The 22,651-nt window shown below is 43.9% G+C and carries 27 protein-coding genes; 26 read left to right on the forward strand and 1 reads right to left on the reverse strand.

Features of this window, described 5'->3' with window-relative positions:
- The first annotated feature begins 292 nt into the window (after positions 1-292).
- Genes ACTXGK_RS21345 through ACTXGK_RS21360 form a run of 4 tightly spaced genes read left to right on the forward strand, consistent with a single transcriptional unit; the run spans position 293 to position 4,131 of the window.
- Positions 293-856 (forward strand): putative metallopeptidase, encoded by a 564-nt coding sequence (locus ACTXGK_RS21345; protein ID WP_443517090.1) that lies wholly within the window; start codon positions 293-295, stop codon positions 854-856.
- 32 nt (positions 857-888) lie between these two features.
- Entirely contained in the window at positions 889-1,365 is a 477-nt protein-coding gene (locus tag ACTXGK_RS21350; RefSeq protein ID WP_443517089.1) for a DUF2280 domain-containing protein, read from the forward strand.
- Positions 1,346-2,611 (forward strand): PBSX family phage terminase large subunit, encoded by a 1,266-nt coding sequence (locus ACTXGK_RS21355; RefSeq protein WP_443517087.1) that lies wholly within the window; start codon positions 1,346-1,348, stop codon positions 2,609-2,611. The genes ACTXGK_RS21350 and ACTXGK_RS21355 overlap by 20 nt, the downstream gene beginning before the upstream one ends.
- Positions 2,608-4,131: a phage portal protein family protein gene (locus ACTXGK_RS21360; protein WP_443517085.1), complete on the forward strand. Its 1,524-nt coding sequence runs from the start codon at positions 2,608-2,610 to the stop codon at positions 4,129-4,131. Before ACTXGK_RS21355 ends, ACTXGK_RS21360 begins: the two co-directional genes overlap by 4 nt.
- 31 nt (positions 4,132-4,162) lie before the next feature.
- Here ACTXGK_RS21360 and ACTXGK_RS21365 read toward each other — a convergent pair whose 3' ends face one another.
- Entirely contained in the window at positions 4,163-4,534 is a 372-nt protein-coding gene (locus ACTXGK_RS21365) for a hypothetical protein (protein ID WP_443517084.1), read from the reverse strand.
- A gap of 181 nt (positions 4,535-4,715) precedes the next feature.
- On the opposite strand from ACTXGK_RS21365, the gene ACTXGK_RS21370 reads away from it, so the two are divergent.
- The 22 genes from ACTXGK_RS21370 (at position 4,716) to ACTXGK_RS21475 (ending at position 22,585) form a co-directional block, all read left to right on the forward strand.
- On the forward strand, positions 4,716-5,243 hold the full coding sequence (locus tag ACTXGK_RS21370; protein WP_443517082.1) for a hypothetical protein: 528 nt from the start codon (positions 4,716-4,718) through the stop codon (positions 5,241-5,243).
- Between the two features lie 482 nt (positions 5,244-5,725).
- Positions 5,726-6,226: a hypothetical protein gene (locus tag ACTXGK_RS21375; protein ID WP_443517081.1), complete on the forward strand. Its 501-nt coding sequence runs from the start codon at positions 5,726-5,728 to the stop codon at positions 6,224-6,226.
- A gap of 287 nt (positions 6,227-6,513) precedes the next feature.
- Positions 6,514-7,314, forward strand: coding sequence for a phage head morphogenesis protein (locus ACTXGK_RS21380; protein WP_443517079.1), 801 nt, complete (start codon positions 6,514-6,516; stop codon positions 7,312-7,314).
- Between the two features lie 77 nt (positions 7,315-7,391).
- Complete coding sequence (locus ACTXGK_RS21385; protein ID WP_443517077.1) at positions 7,392-7,775, forward strand: DUF1947 domain-containing protein; 384 nt, start codon at positions 7,392-7,394, stop codon at positions 7,773-7,775.
- 65 nt (positions 7,776-7,840) lie between these two features.
- Positions 7,841-9,043, forward strand: coding sequence for a S49 family peptidase (locus ACTXGK_RS21390; RefSeq protein WP_443517075.1), 1,203 nt, complete (start codon positions 7,841-7,843; stop codon positions 9,041-9,043).
- The gene (locus tag ACTXGK_RS21395) at positions 9,043-9,423 is read left to right on the forward strand and encodes a hypothetical protein (protein WP_443517073.1); all 381 of its coding nucleotides are present in this window, start codon (positions 9,043-9,045) and stop codon (positions 9,421-9,423) included. The genes ACTXGK_RS21390 and ACTXGK_RS21395 overlap by 1 nt, the downstream gene beginning before the upstream one ends.
- A 12-nt stretch (positions 9,424-9,435) precedes the next feature.
- A complete protein-coding gene (locus tag ACTXGK_RS21400; protein ID WP_443517071.1) occupies positions 9,436-10,530 on the forward strand; it encodes a major capsid protein in 1,095 nt (364 codons plus the stop codon).
- 62 nt (positions 10,531-10,592) lie between these two features.
- On the forward strand, positions 10,593-10,931 hold the full coding sequence (locus ACTXGK_RS21405; RefSeq protein WP_443517069.1) for a hypothetical protein: 339 nt from the start codon (positions 10,593-10,595) through the stop codon (positions 10,929-10,931).
- A gap of 2 nt (positions 10,932-10,933) precedes the next feature.
- Positions 10,934-11,371, forward strand: coding sequence for a phage protein Gp36 family protein (locus tag ACTXGK_RS21410; protein WP_443517068.1), 438 nt, complete (start codon positions 10,934-10,936; stop codon positions 11,369-11,371).
- Between the two features lie 7 nt (positions 11,372-11,378).
- Positions 11,379-11,816 carry a phage virion morphogenesis protein gene (locus ACTXGK_RS21415; protein WP_443517066.1) on the forward strand — a complete coding sequence of 146 codons (438 nt, stop codon included), beginning with the start codon at positions 11,379-11,381 and terminating at the stop codon, positions 11,814-11,816.
- Positions 11,813-12,238 carry a phage tail terminator protein gene (locus ACTXGK_RS21420; RefSeq protein ID WP_443517064.1) on the forward strand — a complete coding sequence of 142 codons (426 nt, stop codon included), beginning with the start codon at positions 11,813-11,815 and terminating at the stop codon, positions 12,236-12,238. The genes ACTXGK_RS21415 and ACTXGK_RS21420 overlap by 4 nt, the downstream gene beginning before the upstream one ends.
- 12 nt (positions 12,239-12,250) lie before the next feature.
- Positions 12,251-12,997 (forward strand): phage tail tube protein, encoded by a 747-nt coding sequence (locus ACTXGK_RS21425; RefSeq protein WP_443517063.1) that lies wholly within the window; start codon positions 12,251-12,253, stop codon positions 12,995-12,997.
- A 91-nt stretch (positions 12,998-13,088) separates the two neighbouring features.
- Positions 13,089-13,520, forward strand: coding sequence for a hypothetical protein (locus tag ACTXGK_RS21430; RefSeq protein WP_443517061.1), 432 nt, complete (start codon positions 13,089-13,091; stop codon positions 13,518-13,520).
- A 67-nt stretch (positions 13,521-13,587) separates the two neighbouring features.
- On the forward strand, positions 13,588-17,259 hold the full coding sequence (locus ACTXGK_RS21435) for a hypothetical protein (RefSeq protein ID WP_443517059.1): 3,672 nt from the start codon (positions 13,588-13,590) through the stop codon (positions 17,257-17,259).
- Entirely contained in the window at positions 17,259-17,600 is a 342-nt protein-coding gene (locus ACTXGK_RS21440) for a hypothetical protein (RefSeq protein WP_443517058.1), read from the forward strand. The genes ACTXGK_RS21435 and ACTXGK_RS21440 overlap by 1 nt, the downstream gene beginning before the upstream one ends.
- A gap of 1 nt (position 17,601) precedes the next feature.
- Positions 17,602-18,498: a hypothetical protein gene (locus tag ACTXGK_RS21445; RefSeq protein WP_443517056.1), complete on the forward strand. Its 897-nt coding sequence runs from the start codon at positions 17,602-17,604 to the stop codon at positions 18,496-18,498.
- Positions 18,495-20,786, forward strand: coding sequence for a hypothetical protein (locus ACTXGK_RS21450; RefSeq protein WP_443517054.1), 2,292 nt, complete (start codon positions 18,495-18,497; stop codon positions 20,784-20,786). Before ACTXGK_RS21445 ends, ACTXGK_RS21450 begins: the two co-directional genes overlap by 4 nt.
- Positions 20,786-21,019: a hypothetical protein gene (locus ACTXGK_RS21455; protein ID WP_443517053.1), complete on the forward strand. Its 234-nt coding sequence runs from the start codon at positions 20,786-20,788 to the stop codon at positions 21,017-21,019. The genes ACTXGK_RS21450 and ACTXGK_RS21455 overlap by 1 nt, the downstream gene beginning before the upstream one ends.
- A complete protein-coding gene (locus ACTXGK_RS21460) occupies positions 21,016-21,438 on the forward strand; it encodes a DUF6631 family protein (protein WP_443517051.1) in 423 nt (140 codons plus the stop codon). Before ACTXGK_RS21455 ends, ACTXGK_RS21460 begins: the two co-directional genes overlap by 4 nt.
- Before the next feature lie 2 nt (positions 21,439-21,440).
- The gene (locus tag ACTXGK_RS21465; RefSeq protein ID WP_265089082.1) at positions 21,441-21,575 is read left to right on the forward strand and encodes a hypothetical protein; all 135 of its coding nucleotides are present in this window, start codon (positions 21,441-21,443) and stop codon (positions 21,573-21,575) included.
- A 65-nt stretch (positions 21,576-21,640) separates the two neighbouring features.
- The gene (locus tag ACTXGK_RS21470) at positions 21,641-22,243 is read left to right on the forward strand and encodes a hypothetical protein (RefSeq protein WP_443517049.1); all 603 of its coding nucleotides are present in this window, start codon (positions 21,641-21,643) and stop codon (positions 22,241-22,243) included.
- Positions 22,244-22,267: 24 nt separating this feature from the next.
- Positions 22,268-22,585: a hypothetical protein gene (locus ACTXGK_RS21475; protein WP_443517047.1), complete on the forward strand. Its 318-nt coding sequence runs from the start codon at positions 22,268-22,270 to the stop codon at positions 22,583-22,585.
- Positions 22,586-22,651 lie beyond the last annotated feature (66 nt).

The following is a 22,651-nucleotide window of genomic DNA, read 5'->3' on the forward strand; positions in this document are numbered from 1 at the left end:
AGGCATTTTTTAATTAAGACTGGCAGTGAGACACACTGTCGCCAATTGCAGAGGTTTACATGTAGTGAAGCACAGGTTTTGACATGCGCCTAAATTCAAGCACTCACGTACTACCTACTAGATTTAGCCACTGGTAGCACATGCCATAGAGATACCCAAGAGCAGATGACGACTGCGACATACGATGAGTTACCAATCACCATCTTATTTGCATGTGATGAGGATGATAGTTGATGACAACGCTTGGCTCACTTCGGTGAGCTTTTTTTATGCACGCTGATTGGAGGTGAGCATGTTGAAAAGACCAATGCCACCTAATACCGATCTACGCCCACTAATGGCTGCACCAGAGATACATGAGTGGCTGCACGCAACCATACTTAATCCTGATCATGAATGGTTTAACGAAGACCACAGACATTTGATGGAATACTCAGTAACCGAAATAGCGTTTATGTGGGCCCAAAGCGAATACATCAAAGCTGGTAAGCAAGTATTAGGCCAGTGCGAGAAAGTAATGATGATGGCTGGTGGTTGGAAAAAGACACGTCAGGAAATGTGGTTTGAAGACACGCTAGGTGATGTGCCTGAATACCTGGTAACTCTTGATGCCAATTATTGCCGTGATTGTACAGACGCTGAGTTTGCCGCACTGGTTGAGCATGAGATTTATCACATGAGGCATAAACCAGATATGTTTGGTGATCCGTCATTCAAAGCAGACGGTAGACCACAGCTCGAATTGATAGCTCATGACGTTGAGGAGTTTTTCGGAGTCGTCAGACGATATGGCGGTGATGAAGCGGTAAGACGAATGGCTAAACTGCAAGATTGTGAGCCGCAAATAAAATACTAATTACCTTTACTTAGCGATACAAGAGAGCATTTATGGCGACCCTTAACAATAAGGTTAAGGCCTTTATTGTACAAGGGCTTGCTACCTATATGACCCCATCCGAAGTAGTGGAAGCTGTCAATCAAGAATTTGACGGGCTGAAAGTTACAAGACAGCAGGTATCAAACTACGATCCGAGTAAAGCAGCTGCAGTTAATTTGTCCCAAAAATGGAAGGACCTATTCAAGAAATTCCGTGATGACTTTAATAACGATATTCAGGCGATACCTATCGCTAACAAAGCTTATCGATTAAATATGCTTGACCGTATGGCTCGTGATGCAGAGAAGTCAAAGAATAGGCCATTGGCGGCAAGCTTACTCGAGCAAGCAGCTAAAGACGTGGGCGAGGTCTACACCAATAAACAGAAAGTTGATAACACATCGAGTGATGGATCAATGTCAACTAAGCCAACAGTCATTCGCTTAGTGGCTCCAAAGGTGGATGAGAATGGGCGAGCAATTAAATGATGAAGTCTATGCTGACATAACCATACCGCCAAAACTTATACCGGTCTTTGAGTCTAAGTCTCGCTACAAAGGCGCTTATGGTGGCCGTGGTAGTGCCAAGACACGTACATTCGCATTGATGACAGCCGTAGAGGGTTATCGACTAGCCGAAGCAGGCGCTAGCGGCATAATCCTATGCGGCCGTGAGTATATGAACTCACTTGAAGAGTCATCGCTTGAAGAGATTAAACAGGCGATACGCTCAGTTGATTGGCTTAATGATTACTATGAGATTGGCGAGAAATACGTTCGCACTAAGAATAGGCGTGTTGCTTATGCCTTTACTGGTCTACGTCATAACTTGGACAGCATCAAAGGTAAGTCGCGCATACTACTCGCTTGGGTCGATGAGGCTGAGAACGTCAGTGAAGCTGCATGGCGCAAACTACTACCAACAGTACGTGAAGATGATTCAGAAGTTTGGATAACATGGAACCCTGAGAACGAGGGTAGCGCTACCGATAAACGCTTTAGGAAGAAGGACAACGAATTTATCGTTGAGTTGAATTATAGCGACAATCCATTCTTTCCAGATGTACTCGAGCAAGAGCGACTTAATGATCAAGAAAACCTTGATGATGCAACCTACTGCTGGATTTGGGAAGGTGCTTACCACGAAGCATCAGACGCTCAGATATTTAACGGTAAGTTTGTCGTCAAAGAATTTTCGAGACATCCAACATGGAATGGGCCATACAACGGCTTGGACTTTGGTTTTTCTGCCGATCCAACGGGCGCGACAAACTCATGGGAAAATGACGGCATTCTTTATATCGAATATGAGGCATGCAAAGTTGGTCTTGAGATTGACGACACGCCAGACTATTTGAAAGACAATATACCAGGCATCGAAAACTACGAGGTGATAGCTGATAACGCTAGGCCTGAATCAATCAGCTACCTGAAGCGTAACGGCATACCAAAAATTAAGGCATGCGTTAAAGGTAAGGGTAGCGTTGAGGATGGTATTGCTCATCTAAAAGGTTACAAGCAAATCGTCATTCACCCAAGGTGTACGGCAACCGCCAAAGAGTTCAGATTGTACAGCTACAAGACGGACCGACTAAGCGGTGAGATATTGCCTGAAATTATTGATAAGCATAACCATTTGATTGACTCACTAAGATATGCACATGAGCGCACTATGAAGCGGGGTGCTAATACCAAACGACACAGAGCCACTGCTGGCAAACGGACGTATAGATGAATGATATAACTGAAAAGCCGCGTTACCGTGTCACAGCAGGTAAGGCGCTAAGCCAAGAGCAAGCAACTGACCTACGAGGCAAGACTTTTTACCGCTACCTGATTCGTACTGATACTGATGAAATACTCAAAAAAGCTGGTATCAGTCGTCACGCGTTAAAGACATTGCTTACTGACCCAGACATTGACCAAGCGATTGATAGACGCGAGGAAGAATTAAGCAATGCTACTTATACTATTACGCCAAGCGAGGGCAGTGTTGCTGATTTTATCTATGAACAACTGGATCTACACCTTGGAACGATATTACAAGGATCATCTCTTAGCAAGTGGTATGGCTATGATGTGATTGAAATGCTCTGGGGCAAAGATAGTAATGGGCGTAATGCGGTCACCTCGATGATGTCAAAACCTATCCAGTGGTTTGAGCCGTTATCTGGCGGTGCGTTGCAATGGTTTCCGAACGATGGTAGTGAGCCGGTCATGATTAGTGATCAAGCTGATTTTTACTATCGCTATCTATACCAGCAGCATAAGCCAACCTATCTAAACCCTAAAGGCAAATCATTATTAAGTCGCGTGTACTGGCTGCACTATTTCAAGACCAACGGCTGGCGCTTTTGGTCTAAGTTCTTAGAGCGTTTCGGGTCACCCTTGCTTATTGGTAAGACTGATGCAACCAGTGAAGAAGATGCGCAGAAATTTGCAGATGCAATACTGGCAGCGCATAACTCAGGCGTTGTGACTATTAACACTGATGAGGATGTGACAGCGGTAACAGGTGGCGGTAATGGCGAAGCGTTTGTTAGCTATGATTCAGTGGTTAAGCAGAGTATTACGACTTACTTGCTAGGTCAGACGCTTACCAGTGGTACGGATAAAGGCGGTACTTACGGTCAAGGTGTCGTGCACCAAGAGCAGCAAGAAATTATCTTTAGCAGCGACCGTAAGCATGCGCTTAAAGCCGTTCAACGATTCATTGATGTTATCTGTACTGCTAATGGATTTGAAGCGCCTGAGTTTAAATGGGTAGCCAAAAAGTTTGTAGATCATGAGCAGCTAGACGCAGACAAAAAAGCGCATGAGATGGGCGTTCGTTTTACCAAGTCTTATTTTGTTGATGAGCACGGCTATAACGAGCAGCATATCTCTCACATGGATTATGGTGATGGTCAAGGCGCTGTTAAATTACCAACGTCAGCACAAGCTAATCGCTATACGTCAATGGCTAGCAAAACATGGCTGCCATTTAAAGCCACTGACGGTGACAATGAGTTTACTGATGAACAGCAAGAGCTTGAGCAAGTCGCAGATGATGCGCTTGAATTAAGCGTACAGCCATTTGATGCTAAGGCAGTACTATCGGCTATAAGTAATGCAACTGACGCTGACAGCTTACGTGAGTCGCTATTTAACCTATGCGGTGAGGGATTGGCTGAGAGTGAGTTTGCACAGTTGGTTAATACTGCATTGGCGGTCGCTGATGTACATGGTTTTGCTGACGAATCGAGTGAGGTATAGTTCTATGGATATTGAGTGATGTCTAACACCCTCACTCAAGCAGACGGCAGTCTTCAGTCAGTAATGGCCATGTGAAATCTTTATCATCACTATTTAATAAAATAGTATCGTTGGTTATTCCGTTAACAGTACCGTTTAACTCCTGTAAGCGTATTCTTAAAGAAGTCAGGCTACAGTGAGCATCTTGATAGTTCTGTGTCCCTAAACTAGCTAAAGTTTGCTCTACATACTTATTGATGCCATCAATCATCTCGTTGGCATCTTCTTGCCATTCAAAGCTGTAATCTGCATCAAGAGAATCTAGATCATTAATCTTTTTCAAGCTGATTAAAGCATCCATGAGTTTGCGTAGATTATTAAAGTCTAGGCTCGATATAGAGGTTTGTGGTTCACTGTTTTGCACCAAAGAGGCTCCTACGAGTGTTATAGTTTTTTAAATGGTTCCATTATATCAGTCTGTTTCGAATGGTCTGTTAATAAGCTTAAAGGGTGAAATGACTGGTTTCATTAGGGTATAGATTGAAAGCTAACTGATTCAGATATATAGTACCAACTATTATCGATAAAAAATATTGAGGTCTAAGATGAAAAATATCATTTATCTCATTTTGTTATTATCTACAATGGGCTTGACCATGATTTCCGCCAATGCAACGGATACTATTGCCTCAGCACGTAATACGGTTTTAGATGGAGCCTTACAATCGCAACTTCAGATACAATTAGAACGTAATGATTATAATAACTTCTACTCTAATTTAGAGGACTTTAGCGCACCTTACACGCTTAAAAACGGTTCAAAATTCTATGAAGCTAGAAGGGATAACTTAAATTCAGCGTCAGCGATTGTCATAGATCCACAGGGTTATTTTTATGTAGCTTACAAAATGCCTAAATCCAACAATATTACATATATTACTAATGATGGAAGCTGTAATAAAGAAGTTCATGACGCTATAAAAGTGTTCGCCAATACGTTTGCAGAAAATAATAAGATAATATCTTCAAACCCTACTAAAATTAATAATACGTCCCACAGTTGTAAGGGAGTTTATGGCAAACCTTTTTTGAAAAATCATAGCTTCGAGCGAGCACACATTAAAAACCAATAGCATTACGTGGCAATGGTTACATCTGTAATTTAAAGTTCACACAAAAATTAGGTAGGTAAAATGCTTATATGGATTGCACTTTATATTATTATTTGTTTGTTCTTTAGGTGGCTTATATTCTCTAATTCTAGTATGGCAGAGAGACTTGGCTCTTGGGGTTGGACTCCAGACCAAAACAAACTCTACTTTTCAATTATGTGGTTATTCTCAACCTTTGTATTCCTGTTTGGCATATTCAACAGTAATTTTCGTAATTCCTTTATATTAGAGTATTTATTTTAAAAGCAATCACAATATTTGACCTAATAACGACTACCGAATGTTGTTAACTGTGTTGTAGATTATTAGCATTGCCAGTCAGCAAGTATAGAAAAAATAGGCACACAACCGATAGTTCGATGCCTGTATAGCGCATCGATCACGATTTCATACTATTTTCAGGCTTGCAAAGCGTATTAGTCAATATAAGGTTAATTAAATAAATGGCTCATTTGGATATACATGCTAAAGCAGAGGTTGGTAAATCATTAGCAGGGTTCACACTAGGTGAAAAATTGCAAAGCTTTTTGCATTTTATCGATAAGACAGTTGATGGAAATATTGAGGAGTGGACGGTTGATTTAGCCTTAGACAATACAGGCGTCTTACTTTTTGAGATACCAAATAATAACGGGTATATAATATATTTTTCAGAACCTAAACTAGAGTTAGGCTTTACTGAAAAAGGAACTCTATGCGATATTAGCGCTGGCGCTGGTTATAAAGGCGATATTTTTGAAGGTAACATTAAAATTGGTAGCCATATTGGAGATATAGATCATGCCTTAGTTCTGGACGATGCTGAAGATATACATTATCTTGCTGATAACGAAGGAAAGTTTATTGAAGGAATATACTTTGTAGCTGGTGGTTTAGAAGTTGAAGAAGATCCTGAGTCTATCATCGAAGAGGTTAGCGTTTATAATTATAACTTAATAGAGTAACTATTCTGGTCTAGATTCCATATTACTCAAGTAACCTTGCATCGCCCAACAAGTACACTACAGTTATCACAATGATTCAAACTCTTGATACAAGTGGTCTATAGCCAAATATTCAGGTCCTCACTAGGGTACCACTTTTGCCTCCATAAGAGCGGTTATGATAGATACTTATATATACAGTAAATTTAATACTAGTAGAAGAATCCAGTACTGTAATTAAAATGAAAACTTTAAAGCTCATTCTAATGGATGAGCTTTTTTATTGTCCAAAATAAAGTGAGAAACCAATGGCAACGACAACAGCAGCATTCGACGTAAAGTTTATCGAAGCCATTGCTTACGCGCTTAATTGTAACGTGGTTTTGCCCGATAACTACTACAACGTGATGACACCTATCCAGCGTCAGCAAGCGGTGTCTATTGCAGGGTTAGGGCAGACTGAGCAGATTAAGCATGTGATGGGCTTGGTTAACGACCAACTCGATAGTGGCGGCACGTTTGCAGACTTTCAAAAGGCTGTGAAAGACGGTGATATTGATATTAACCTGCCAAGGCACCGGTTAGACAATATCTTTAGAACCAACATCCAAGGCGCCTACGGCCGTGGTCGATGGTATCAACAACAGCAGAACAAAGATGAACGCCCGTATTTGATGCGTGACGGCATTAATGATATTAGACAGCGTCCAGCTCATAAGGTTCTAGATGGTGTGGTTAGACATATCGATGATCCGTTCTGGCAACAACACTATGCTCCTTCAGGGTATCGCTGCCGGTGCGTTTGCCGATCACTTACCGAGTCGCAAGCACAGGCCAAAGGTATAACGACCGACGACAACTTACCAAACGTACCAAACGATAAAGGTTGGATTGGTGGCACACCTGCACAGTACACGGGCAACATGAACAAGCTGGTCAACGACAAGATAGCTGAACTCGCTATCACGTACTACAAGCAGTCAGATGCGATACTGGCAGCAAGACAGCGCATTGAGGCAGCTATCACAGTGATGTTAGCGCAACCGGTGCCAGAGCTTGCTTTGATGATTGATGAGGCTAAAGAGTTGATTGAGGAAGAGAATGCGTAGAGCACTCCTAAGTGAAACGTTAGCAACCTCAAGTTTAAGTTATAATAAAACTTAAATTTAAATTATTCAGGTGAACTATGTACCGTTATACGATTAGAGATGGTTTTATTAAGATTGGGAAAGATTTAGAGAAGTCTATTGAAGCTTATTACGATATTGAAAAATATGAGAGCCTTGCTGATTCAATTGGTTATTCTACATTACAAGATTCTTTCGTAATTGATGACTCGTCTGAGCATCATGATCAGGACTACTCTATTGCTATTAATAAATTTACTGGTAATGCAAACTCAAAAGAAATTCATCTAACATTTGAGTCAGATTATGTAGTTGAAATTCAGGCTTATGATGATGTGAAGATAATCTTTGTAGATGACGTAATCACAGTTTACAAGCTTCTAGGTGAACTGCTACCTACACAAAACCTCATTAAAGCTAGACGCGATAATCTAGATATATAATTTTAGAAAGCACATCTAACAGAAATAAAAACCGCCCATTGAGGCGGTTTTTTAATGGGTGAAATATGAACTTACAAGCAAAGATTAAGCGCGACATCAACAGTCATGCGCTTATGGCTTGCCACGATCTAAACGGTGAGCTCGCATCTATCGACTTCAAAGCGCTATCACGTCATAGCGATGATGGTGGTGAGGCAGCTTACACGGTTGAGAATGGCGTAGCGACTATTGATATACGCGGCCTGCTAGTACCTGAAACCTCAAGTGATTATCGCTCATGGGGTGTAACAGGCTATGCAAACTTAGCGAATTATATTCAGCAAGCCAATGACGACTACACAGTGACAAGCATTATTTTAGACATTGACAGCGTAGGTGGATACGTCAAAGGCCAGCACCTAGTTGATGAAGCGATAGCTGACAGTACAAAGCCTATTCAAACGTTTGTTAGCGGCAATGCTTATTCAGCAGCCTATCGCATAGCTGTAATGACTGACCGTATTGTAGCGGCACAGTTTGCAGGTATAGGTAGCATCGGCACGATAGTCAAGCACACTGAGCAAGTAAGCCGCCTAAAGCAAATAGGTATCACGGTGACCAATATCCGTAGCGGCAAGTGGAAGGCTGTGTTTGGTGATGATGAGCCATTGACCGACGAGCAGTTGGCAGAAATACAGTCTGGTGTAGATGCTAATGCTCAAGAGTTTTTTGAGCACGTTGCCAGCTATCGCGGTCTGAATGCTGACACGATTGCATCACTTGAAGGTCGATGTTTCGATGCGACACGCGCAAAAGAATTAGGTCTGATTGATGAGATAGCGGATAGCGTATCAACATCAAGCCAAGCCACACAGAGCAACAATAACCCCGAGGAGTACGACTTGAACGAGTTAGAGAAGGCGCAAGCCAAAATCGCAGAGCTGGAGAAATCCGAAGCTCAAGCTAAGCAAGAAGCAGTAGATGCTAAAGCCGCTGCACTTGCCGCACAAAATAAGTTAGCAGAATCGCAAGCATCAACGCGCCAAGCTGCTATCGACAAACTGGCTGCTGATACTGGTCGCACGTTTACCGACGAGCAGACCGACGCATTCAAAGCAATGGATGAAGCGCAGTTTGCTGTAGCTGAGTTTATGGCTAAACCTATTGAAGCAAAAGCGCCTGAGCTGCCAGATGGTTTGGATAAAGCTCAAGCAACAAATGGCCGCGAAGGTGGCGAAAGCGCAATCATGGCAGCTGTTAATGCTGCAAAAGCACAAGGAGCTAAATAATGGTTGATTTCAACTATACAACTGAGCAGCCGTTAGCTGTTGATGTCGCACCTATCACCGATAGCGTCGTACCTACCGCTGCTACAGCATACAAACGCGGTGACCTACTGGTGATTGCTGCTGGCACCAACGTAGCGACTCACAGTAATACCGAGTCAGGCGCACAAGCTGATTGGCATGTGATCTGCCTTGCTGACGTCACTGCTGAGCAGGCAACTGCAAAGATAGCTGCAGGTGTTGAAATGCCTGTATATGTTACGGGTAAGTTTGATGTTGCAGAAGTCAAGCTGAATGGCGTTGCGCTTACTGCACCTCAAAAATTGGCGGCGCGTGCTTACGCTAATCGCTCAACTAAAATCACGCTTAGCGTCGTTAAATAAGGATAAATATTTATGGCTACTTTTAATATTGAAGGCGCTGAAATTGAAACAGCATCTTTTGAAGAACTTGGCGCGGTTTATGATTTAAGCAAGCCGGTCGATACTTTTTTTCGTGACCGTTATTTTGGTAATCCTATTTATCTAAACAACGAAGATAAGGTGCCCGTAGGTGATATCAAAACCTATATTCCTCTTGCTCCTGCTGTACTGCCGACAGCGCAAGGTCGCGTGATTAAAGACAAAGTTGAACTAAACATCCGCCACATTCCAGCGCCTTACTTCAAGCCATCTGTAGTGGTTGAGCCGTTAAGTAAAATTGATGCTAAGTTGCAAAAACTATTGCAGGCAATGAAAGTTGTAGCTACCAAGGGTATTGGGGTTCCTCCTACCATGCAAGATGAGTGGGACATGGCTGCTGCCAATGCTTACTGGTTAATTCGTCAGTCATTAACCGCACGTATTATCATGATGTGTCGTGATGCACTTCTGTACGGCAAGGTTATTGTCGAGGGCGATGATAATGCTGGTGTGACTGTCGATTTTGGTCGTCACGTTGACCTTAATTTCTCGCCACTAATTCCATGGGACCAAGAAGGCGCTACGCCATATCGAGACATTCGCAAGATTGTTAAGAACCTGGTTAAGCATGGCAAACGTCGCCCAGTTGATGCTCAGATGTCTAGCCGTGTTTTCGATGCGATGACAGATGATAAAGAGTTTAATGAAAAATTCACGGCGTCAAAAGATACCAATGTAACCCGTGTATTTGATGGTGGGTTTGGTGGAGAGACTGAGGCGAAATTACGCGGTACGGTAGATGGCATCAACTTCTGGACGTATGACGTTGAGTTTGAAAAAGAAGATGGTACAAGCGAGCTTATGGTGCCCGAAGACGGCTTTTGGTTGATCTCTGAGCTAAATAATCCGCTTTACTATTGCATGATTAAGCATCGCAAAAATCCTGCTAAGTTAGCAATGGAATTAATGCCATATCACGTCTATAGCGATAATCCACCAATTGATGAATTTATTGCTGACTCAAGCCCATTGCCAGTTACCATCAATAAAAACGGTGCATGTGGCGGTACCGGCTTTATCACTCTTTAACCAAACCCCTTTGTTTAAATAATTAAATGGGTCGCCTATCAGCGGCCCACATGGAGCAAATCATGTCTAAATTTTACATTGCAAAACAAGCTATTGGACAATACGTTACTGGCGACAAAATCCCAACGATCACTGATGACGAGCTAAAAGCTGCTGTCAAAGATGGTAAGACGGTCACTGGCTTAACTGCTGATCGAGCTAAGTTTTTGCTAAGCAAAGGCGCTATTGCTGAATCTGACGCGGGCGAAGATGACAACACTGACGAAGATAATGGTGGTGAAGTGGTCGAGCTCGATACACTCACCAATAAAGAACTAAAAGCCTTGCTTGACGAAGAAGGTATTGAGTACAACGCATCTGATGACAAAAAAACACTAATCGCCCTATTTCCGAAGGACTAACTATGTACGCGACTCGTGACGACATGGTGGCTCACTTTACCGAGTTAGCTATTAGTGAGCTTGAGTCGATGCATATAGATCCGTCGATTGCGACCACTAAAGCTCTAACCAGTGCAAGCGGCAAGATGGACAGTTATTTGTCCATCCGCTATCAAACACCTTTAGCTAAAACCGATAATTTGAATCTTGTGTGCTGCAATATCGCACGCTACTTGTTGTATATGAACGATGCAACAGGTGAGCCGGAAGACCGCTACAAAGAAGAGATTGCTTGGCTAAAGGACGTTAGCGCAGGTAAAGCCAACGTCACTTTTGCTGAGCCGTTGACAACTGAGGAGCAGCAAAAGACTTACGTTAAGCCTGCCGTGCCAATTGGCAGTAGTTATCCTGGTCAAATCTTTGGTGATGACGTGTTTGCCAAGATGCCTAGCATTAAGTGAGGTGAGTATGTTTGATGCGGAGCTATCAGGTGGTGATGAGATTATCAGACGGCTAGGCGATCTGTATTTTGATAATAAAAAAATGCAGAAGTTTAGCCGCTTGGCTGGCGCTGAAATGGTACATCAGACTGAGGAACGTTTTTACAATCAGCACGATTTACAGCGTCAACCGTGGATACCTTCTCAACGTGCAATCATAGAACGCGGACAAACCTTGCGTGATACTGGTCGGCTTATGGCGTCACTGACCTATGTTGCACTACCTGATGGCGTTAAATGGGGCACGAACGTAGTGTATGCACGCATGATGCACTACGGCGGTAAAAAGGCGTTATTTCCTCACTTGTGGGGTGATATACCTGCTAGACCGTATCTTGGCATGAACGAGAACGACCGGGCATCAGTGCTTAACATTATTAATCGAATTATGGACGTAGACTTATGAGTAATTATTTTGCAGTAGGTCTTGGCCTAATCGAGCACTTAGAGGCGAAAGCTGACGAGTGGGGTGTTAAGCACATTGGTACGGTTGCAGATATCAGCAAGATTAATAAGCAAATCACACCTGCGCTCTATGTCATAAACACAGCAAACAATCCATCTGATGTAAATGGTCACATTGATAGCCGTGACAACCAGCAGTGGACAGTGGTAGTCGCTGTAAGTAATCAGGCAGCACAAAACACCACAGTTGAGCTGATGCGCGAATCAGGCGAGCTTATCAGCAAGGTCATCAATCACGTTCAAGGTTTTGAGGTTGACGAGTACCACGACCCATTACAACGTACAAACACATCAGGCAGACCAGACTATTTCAGCACGTTTGCACTTTATCCACTGACATTTCAAACCAAATTTCAGCCTTAGAGGACAATAATCATGGCAGAGAAACAACAATCACACGCATTTATCGGTAACGGTAAGGTGTATTTTACCGCTGTTAAAAATGGCGTAGAAGGCAAGCCCTTTTGGGTTGGCGTAGCATCGGCGGCAGCCTTTAACCACTCAGTTGAAAATGAGAGCGAACTAAAAGAGTATCATTCAGGTAAAAACCAAACTTGGGACAAGTCAGAAGGTGACAAGTCCGCTACTTTTAGTCTGACGCTTAGTGAACGCCGCATTGAGGCTATGCAGGCAGCATTACAAGCCAAGGTCACGGAAGTCACCACGGGAGCAGTTACAGCAGAAGAGCACGAAGTCGATGCTATTGGCGATATTATCTTTTTAAAACACAAGAACGTCAGCGATGTTGTCATCACCGATAGCACGGATGCAACACCATTGGCCCTAGTTGAAGGCATTGACTACACGATTGATGAAAAGTACGGCACTATTGAAATGACGCACGTACAGACCATTACATCACCGATCAAAGTTGCGTACAGCTACGGCACCGCCACGGTCATGAAGCCAATGACAGATGATGTTGATTATTACCGTATTCGCGTCAATGGTCTAAACAAAGTTGGTCAAAAAGATAAGCAAGTTGTGACCGCATACCGCGCCAAGCTGTCACCAGCAGATGCTTACGATTTAATCGGCGATGATTTTAGCGAAATGGAACTTGAAGCTGACTTGATGTATGCCGAAGCTGAAGAAGCCATGTATGAAATCGTTAAGCTGTAACTATATAGGTCTATGTGAAATCGCATGGACCTGTTTTTGTTTGATTAAGTCATTGCGTGTCGATGGCTTACTCAAATAAAAAGGACTCATTATGCGTACTAATGCACAAACCAAGCTTACAAATACAGTCACAGGCGCGGTCATTGTCTTGTCTGATAGTCTTTACCCAGAAGGTGAGCACGACTGGTCATCTGTGGTATCAAGTACCAAGTACGCGCTAGATGGCACAATGATAGTCGAGCAATCAGAGCGTAAAGCCGGCAGACCGTACACGATGCAAGCACCTGATAGTCATGGCGTACTGACTAGAGAAACGGTTAATGCACTCAAAACTGAGCGTGATAAGCTCGGCGCTATGTTTTGGCTGGATTATCTAGCAGATGGGGCCGTAAAGCGCGTGAAGGTAATGTTTGATACGACAGGTGAGGCGATTGAAGCCAAGCCAGTAAAGAACACAACAAGTCCAGAGCTGAACGACTATTACAACGTAACGCTTAGGTTTTTAGAGATACCAAACACATAAGATTAAGACTTTATTCAGCCCTTTATTTAGGGCTTTTTTAATGCCTAAAATTTGACGGATGACAACAATGGCGATTACTCAAAACGATTTAGAGATTTTAAAGTCTGAGATTATGGCTGACACCGATGATGGCGGTGGATTGCCTACTGGTGTCGCTGTCATTGATGGCGTATCTAATAACTTATTCCCTGATGTGTCAGATATTGACCGCTTATTGGGTCGTGTGCGTCTGCGTAAACTGTCACTGGCAGTCACAACGCCTACTGCTGAGCTATTACAAGCGCCACGTTTGCTATTTACTGAGCTTCCTGATAATGAAAATATCAGCGTGTTTGCATTCAAAGCATCATCGTTTGCAGATAGACGCTCAGATGCTCAAAACAAGATTGAGTCATATCTTGCTTTTGGCACCAAATGGGCGGGGCATCTGCTTGAGACACAGCTTGCAGGGCAGCGCGTTATACAAATCTCACTAGATGTAAAAGACCCGGTGCCGGCAGTCGGTCAGCCGCTTGTGCTGGTACAAAACGAAGGTCAATCAGACGAGTTTTATCAGTATCTTAGACCACTCAAAGTTGACACGGTAGAACGTCGCTTTCAAAAGTCGGCAAGTGAGACGGTCACACGTACAGTCGCAACGATTGAGTTTGGCGATACGTTGAATAAATCATTTAATGGTTTAACAGTACAAGAGTTTTACCAAAACGCATCCACGACTAGACGCGCTATCTTGCGCGAGGCTCGTATTGCTGATGCTGCTAAGTATTACAGTGCAAGTCGATTGGCTGAGCCAGTAGTGGCTATGCAATCGCGGCAGGTAAAAATTAACTCTATCTTTACCCAAGTCGTGCCAAGCACTGAGGTTGAGACGCCTATACCACAGCGCGATCCGGCAAATCAAATTGCCACTCAAGCGCGTGGTGATGGCGTTATAAATATCAGTCAATCGGTCAATGTCACAACCAACACAGCGTTTAATCTGCCGTCAGGTATTGCTGTCGGTACTTTGAGCTTAGTAGTAGGTGGTCAAACACTAACAGACCGTGATGGTGAGCTGGTAAATAGTCAGAACATCGGTTACGCCTCTATTCAGTACGGCATAGGTCAAATAACTTGGTATAACTTAATCAACATTGGTCAAACGACTGTGACGGGTAGCTATAAGCCAGCGTCAGAATTTACCCGCGTGGCTCAAACCGACTATCAAATTGTGGGCGACAATGCTGGATATAACTTTATCCGTGAGCTTGGTGCCGAGCCATTACCTAATAGCTTAAAAGTCAGTTATACGGTGCAAGGAAACAATTATCTACTACATGATGATGGTCGCGGAAACTTAGTTGATGATGATGGCAATGGTCGTGGCACGGTACAAGGCAAGACAGTATTGCTTACGACTGCCGCTATTCCTGATGCGGCAAGTTATATCATCTACTCGTTTGGTGTTGATCTAGATACAGTCAAGTATGGCAATCAGGCGTTACCTGCTGCCTATCACGTTATTAGCGTAGCAGATAAAGTTAGTGGGCCTATCACTGTAACTTGGGCTACAGGTAAGACAGCGACAGTTAGTAATGGCATTGTCACAGGTGATGCAACAGGAACTTTTATTGATGGAAAGTTGAATATCTCACCTAATGCGACAGTAACTAAGAATACAGCTTTCAATCTGTCTTATCAGCGTATATTGCCAGCTAATACAGTTAAAGTTCAAAGCTCTCCTGTGACCAATTCAACTAACGGAGAGTTTGAGACATCGGTTGATTTTGCATCATCAATAACCGATGCAAGTATCAGTCTAACTATGGGCTTTAACAATAACTACGATGTGAAAGTTGTGTTGGGTATTGATGCTAACGGCACAAAGCTAACAGTCAAAGATGTGTTGCGACCAGTATATTTAAGCAACGCTGATGGCGTAGTGATTAGCGGTAGTAGTAATGGCCAAGGTATTGTTTCTCCTGAAGTGATTACTACATGGCAGCCAATCACTGGGGCAACTGAAGAGCTGCGAGCATGGTCTGCTGAGTTGTTAAGTAGTGCGGTTAATAAGACCTCTGGCACTCTTAGCTTAAAGGTAAAAATCACTCGTAAGCAAAGTGGTGTTGATGTGCTGACACGCCCAGGCATTTCACCAGTTTTTAAGGCAACACTTAAAACGGTGCCAATGCAAATAGACAGAGTGTTTGTTAGTGCGGAAGGTTTGAAGTCAGCATCAACTGAGGCGGCGACAGCTAGCAGCTTAGCAACTACTTTAAATATTCCTTTGCCACAAGATACGGCAGCACCAGTCGCCAATGGTTCACTATTTATTGATGTGCTTGGCATATCTTTATCTGACAAAGACACTAAGATTAAGAATGGTGAGACAGTGGTAGGCGCAATTGATTACAGCGCTGGATTTGTAACCTTAACAACGTGGCAAGCAGACGTTGCGAACTTGGTTAATCTTAAGTCAATGTTACGTGAAAATGACCCAGTACCGCTTGCTAATTTGATTTTTAGAACGCCAGTCGCACCACTTAAAGAAGCATCATTGCAAATCAGCGCAGAGCTTGCCGATGGCACAGCAATATCGCTATCAACTGATGAGCAAGGCAATATCACAGGTCACAACTTTGCACACGGTACGGTCGATTTTAAAGCGGGTGTGGTCGCCTTGTACTTTTACGAGCGATTAGGCGTGACAGCAAACCCTAGTGTGGTTAATGAGCCTTGGTATGATGCAAATAATATCTATGATGTTGGTGGTACGAATTACATCAATAGACCTGTTTACGTTAAGCCTGACTCAATTCGATATAACGCGATTGCCTATAGCTACTTACCGCTTGATAAAGAGCTGATCGGACTTGATCCGGTGCGCCTGCCTACAGATGGTCGTGTGCCATTTGTACGCAAAGGTGACAGTATCGCTATCACCGAGCTTAAAACGATGCAGCTACCAACCAATGCGCCTAATGATACGTTTGATTTAGGTTTTGAGCGATTATCCGATGTATCAGTTGTCGATGCTAACGGCTTAAAAGTTGATAGCAATTATCTTGATGTTGATTTAGATGCAGGTACTTTGCAGCTCAACGATATGTTTGATATGTCGTTCTATACAGCGCCACTCACTGCTAAATATCGCATTATGGACATCGCATTGGTCATTGAGACTGATATATCTGGACGTGTGACGCTATCGACGGTCATTACCCACGACTACAGTACAGCAGCCGTGTTTAGTTCGATGCTACTCGCAGGCGATATGCAAGCGCATGCTTATAATGTGTTTAGTCAAAAGTCATGGGGTAATGGCATATTTAGCGACAGTCTGATTGGTGATAAAGCTACGTCACAGCTGCAAGTCGCTAATAATCCAATTGTTGTGACCAATCGTGATGCGATTGAGGAGCGATGGGCGCTAGTAATCACTAATGTAAATACTAGCTCATCACCACCTTATGCTAATTTTAAAATCATAGGTGAGACTATCGGCGAAATTGGCACAGGCACAACGTCCAGTGTGACAGCGCCAGTCAATCCGATGACTGGCTACCCGTATTTTACAATACCTGCTGAGGCATGGGGTGGCGGTTGGTCGTCTAACAACGTGGTGCGGTTTAACACGCTGGCTGCTAAATACCCAGTGTGGATCGGCAACGCTATCCAGCAGCATCAGGGCAGTAGTAAAGACAATTACGATTTTACTATTGGCTATCATGCAAACATTGACAGAGACAGGGGTGAGTAATGCAATTAAGTAATATGGCTAAAAACGCCATGCTGCAAGGCTTGGCAGATATTTTGAACTCTGGGTCTAACTCTACGCTGTCCATCTATGTTGATACAACACTAGCGGTAGAGCTGACATTAACAAACCCCATTGAGCTTGATATAACAGCGGGTGTCTTGACGTTTAAGACACCGCCAGAGGCTATCGCTGTGGCGTCAGGCGTACCGACATCAGCAAAACTGCTTGATGCGACTGGTGCGCTTGTGGCGGACTATACAGCAGCAGAAATCGCATTGAATAAAGATAAAATCTATCAAGGCGGCTATGTGGGCATCTTGTCGCTAAAAGTGAGGATTTGATATGACTTGGTTGCGTGGCAAGGCTAAGAAATACGATGGCGGCGCTATTGATTATGTGTCTATATTCAACTGGCCGACAGGTGAGTGTATAGCGCAAGTGCAGCCCGACGAGATGGGTAACTGGAAATATGATTACTATGCTGATTTAAATATCGGCATAACGTATGTTGCGAACGGCTGTGAGCCAATAACGCACGGGCCTTATATTGAGCCTGTTGTCATTTACGAGCCGTTTGTTGATTTTATTGATGCCGTCAACTCAATGGATAGGGGTAGTGGGTCTGCGCCAATGACTACAGTGATACCAAGCACAGTACAAGAGGGCGACATGCTTGTACTGGGTATTATGCGTCGTGGTGATATCACTGTGTCTGATAATAATAACGGCGTATGGTCTGAAGGCCCAAGCTCTCGCGGCGATAGAGGCAGCTACATACAGTCATCCACAATCTACTATCGCACCGCAAAAGCAGATGACGCAGGTAAGACAATTGAAGTCAGCACGTCATACTCAGGCCCATTGGTTGTGTATCTGAGTATATATCGTGGCAAATTTGCGCCACTCAAGGTCGTCAAAGCTATATCAAACCCCGCGCTCTATGACGAAACATACAAGGAAAATGTTAAAAACTTAGCGCCAATCGAGCATGATGGCGGGTTTATGGTGAGGGCTGTGAATAATCTCTATGCAAAAACCGATGCATCTATGGCGCGCATGGATGTGATAGGTATGACCAGTACCGGCCCCGAGTCAGGCGAGCCGAAGCGCTTGCAAGTCGCATACAAGCATTTGGAGACAGGTGGCGTCTTAAGCGGCATTGCTTATGATACTGACAACGGCAACCCTAACGACATTATACCTGATGTAGCAATCATACTAGACGAGATAGGTCGATGAATTACACGCCGCCAGACTTGACACTCGACGTTGTACTACAAGCACATAGCGGCGATGCGCCTGTGCGCGATGTTACGCTGTGCATACCGCCACTAGTAATCATAGATAGTAGCGTCAGTGTGGACGGCGAGGTATCGTTAGCAATCACAACGCCTGATGCAAGCGCTGTTACGATAGATAGCACGGTGTCGGTAACAAGTGAGCTGAGTTTAGGCGTAGATGTTAGTTCGGCCTACTTTCCGCCGCCGCTAACAACCATTATCACGCTCAGACCTTACGCTTTAGGCGTACCGCCTAGAAACGTGGTGTTATGCCGACCTCAAAGTGACAGCGAAAAAGATGTCGCTATCGCTATGAGTGACGGCATAGTAGCTGTTAGTGGCGATATAGAGCTGGGCGCAGATATACCCGAGCTACGCTATTTAACTATAGATAGTACGGTCACTGTAACGCCTGAGCTGTCGCTCGATGTCACCGAGTTTGTTGTAGGCGTTAGTATTGATGCCTATGCTGATATAACTATCAGCTCAGAGATTGAGGGCTATTACGACTCCAATGTGTTTAGAGGTGCAGTGCATGACGTGTCTAGCGACTTGCAATACTCAAAAATACAAGGCATTGATAAATCAGGCAGTATTGAGGACAGCGCATTATCTACGCATTCGCTTGAGAGTAATCGAGAGACAGCGCAGTCGCTAAGCGTGAGTAATCAGGCCGAGTTTGAAGCTAACGTCAAGCTGACGACTAGCGAGCAGCTTTTAACTGAGCAATCAAAGTTAGTCGGTACAGACAGTAAGCAGCTCTACGAGTCGCAAAAGTTTGTCGATACTAAATCACAGCTCAAAAACGAGACAGCTAAAAAAGTAAGCCATAGCAATTGGTACAGCTTTGAGGCTATGCTTGCGCGCCAAACGGAGCGCAAGCTGCAAGGCGAGTACAGCTATCTTGATGCGATTATCCGTGGCCAAGGTTTTGAGCTTAGTAAATTAGTCGGTTATCAATATCGCAATCTAATCGATTTTGCACGGCTGCCGTATAACGTGGTTGGTTATGTGCCACCTGCCTTATGGCGCACGGTGATACTTAAAGAGCAGTTGTCAGTACCCACGACACCGCTAGACGTTGTAATGTGTCAGCCCAAGCATATTGGTCAGCGCAGCGCAATAACGCTCGATAACGCAGATGGTTTTGATATTACAAGCCTTGTCAGCCTGATAGTGAGGGGTGATGAGGATAGCGCATACGGCAAAGGAGTCATATTTGTGACAAATAGTGTGTCATTAAATCGCACCGACGATGGGCGTGAGATTAAACTGCTAGGCTTTAACGTGGGTATTGATAGTAACAGCTATACATGGTCATTTAGTGCGACCGTACCGCTGTCTGAGCTATCAAAAGTCGATACGGCACGAGAGCCGCAGATAGGCGTAGATTTCGTCTGTAACGGCAATCTATGGCGGTTTATCTTGGATGGTTGTGACGATAGCGCGTCATTTGGCGAAAGCTCATTGACGATCAAAGGTAAGTCACGCGCTATGCTTTTAGCGAGTCCGTACTCTAATCAACGTGGCTTTAAGTACGACACGGCTATGAGCGCAAGACAAATAGCCGAGGACGAATTAAACCGCTTTGGCGTACCTAGTGGCTTTACATTGGATTGGCAGCTCGCAGGGGTCAACGGTTGGAATGTACCAGCCAACACCTACAGCTACTCAAACAAAACGCCTATTAATAGCTTGCAGTGGATAGCAGAGGCAGCAGGTGGCTTTATCAATGCTCACATGAGCGAGGATATTATCCATGTACTGGCCAATTATCCTATCCCATCATGGGAATGGAGCGATCAAACACCATTGCTAACCTTGCCAATGTCACTTATCACAAGTCGTAGCCGTGGGCGTGTCAATAAACCTGCGTACAACGGCGTCACGCTCTACGGTGAGAATGAGGGCGGCATTGGTGCATTGGTCAAGCGTACTGGCACTAGCGGCGGTTATCAGCCGCCTATGGTCACAAGTGATTTGATGACGGACCAAGCCGCCGCTATTAGCCGCGGTAAGGCCATACTTAGTGATACTGGCGATATCGGTAACATCGGTATATCTATGCCACTGCATAGCGATTTTGGTGTTTTACTGCCATCAACACTTGTTAGTGTCAATGATGGTGAGTCGTGGGTAGGTATGGTTAGGGGCACAAATATTACCGGTAGGCTTAATAACAACCGAGCACTTGAGGTTGAGCAGGTCGCAGATTTTGAACGTCATTTTGATAAGGAGTCCGTCTAATGGCTAGCGGTAATTTATGGCAGTTGTTCAAAGGCGTCACTGAGCAAGGCGCTAAGCAATTAGCGACCGTCATTGATCGTCAAGGCTCAAACTATACCGTCACCATGCAAGGTGGCGGTAATGCCATCGTACAATCAAGTGCAGCTTACGAGCTGCAATCAAAGGTATTCATACGTGATGGTCAGATAGTCAGCGATGCGCCTGACCTGCCATTCGTGGAGATTGAAGTATGACAGACAAAACAGATAAAGTGATCCGCGTTGCTGATACTGATATTACGATCAAGCGCGTCAAAGTTAAAAACCTAAACGAAGTGACACGGGCCTTTACACCATTTGTGGCTGAGTTTGAGCGTATTGTAAAAGCTAATAAGGGACTGCCTGAGAGCGAACTATTAGCGCTCATTGGCAGCTATACAGATGAGACAGTCATATTAGCATCGGTACTAACAGACCAAACGCCTACCTTTTATCGAGAGCTTGAGCCACTAGAAATGCTGCAAGTGATGCAGGAGGTCGTCGCCCATAGTGGCGATTTTTTTATGCGTCAGATTTTCATGCCCCTAAAAAGTCTGGGGGCACAGTTAGCGTTACTTGGTTCGACAGCTTACTACCATTCTACAAAATCGGACTCAGAGAGCACGATGTCTTAGATATGGCGTTTGGCGAATGGTGGGAATTATCTAAGGCGTTAGCTAAAGATAAGCAGCAAAGCATCAAAGATATGGCTATCGCTATGCGAGTATCGCAAGCAGATGCGAAAGGCTGGAAAGAGTTTATGAAAAGCTAATATTGCTCAAAAGTAAACAATCGGTTAGATTTAGTTATTAACTAACTTATATCGGACACCCATTGATGGACATTAAAAAAATACTCATTATTGCAGCTATAGCTTTACTGGCCATCGTTGGATTCAATTACTACAGCAGCGCCCAATCTAGAGACAGCATAGCAGCACGCCAAGCTGAAACCGAGGCTATGCGTGCTAGCGTTGCTCAAGCGGAAATTAATAAGGCGAATCAAGCAAAGGCAGAACAAAGTCGCATCGAGCTAGAAGCAATGCCAGAGAAGGCGCAAAAAATAATAGCTGACAAAGAAGCGGAGCTTCGACCAGATACTCAATACACAAGTATTGATCTGGAAAAAGAAGATAGAGCAAAGCTTGATGAAATAATGCGCCGATGGGGTGACGCTAGTGTTGTCGCTGGTAGCACTGCTAGAATTGCATTATCTTCTGCTGTCAAAGACTTGCAGTCGATAAGACGTGAAGCTGAAAGTCTGACAGTGACGCCTTGTCTAACTAGAGCTCAGGCTAACATGCTAGTAGGCATGGACGCAGAAATACTGGGTTATATTAAATTCATGAGCAATGCAAAAGCTGATATCACAAAAGATATGATTGAAAAGTACGAGGCGCACGCTAAGTATTTTGAGATTATTAAGAAGTGCACAGGCTAACATGCTAATCGAAAAGGATAGATTATGGAAGTTATGATAGAAGCGAAAACGCCTGATATAAATTATATGACATTAGAACAGTGGCCAACAGCTCATGAAGTTTGGGGCGATGATGGTTTTGAGCGTATCAACCAATTACTGGACAAGGCGGTGCATTTGGTTGGTAGAAAAGCGCCAAACGAATCGATAATCTATGCTGGACTGTCAGAAAACAAAAGCAAGCCAGGTAAAACGCCAGTTGTTTTTATCGATTGCGATAGTTTAAATCGCTACCATATTAACGAGCGATATATTAAAGCTAGTAAACTACCAAACCCTGATAGGGCAAGCGCCTTTAAATAAACAACGAATAAATTAACAAGCTCACCTAGTCGGTGGGCTTTTTTTATGTCCAAAATTTGAGGTGCG

The organism is Psychrobacter sp. T6-5 (assembly GCF_052258485.2).
Lineage (GTDB): Bacteria > Pseudomonadota > Gammaproteobacteria > Pseudomonadales > Moraxellaceae > Psychrobacter.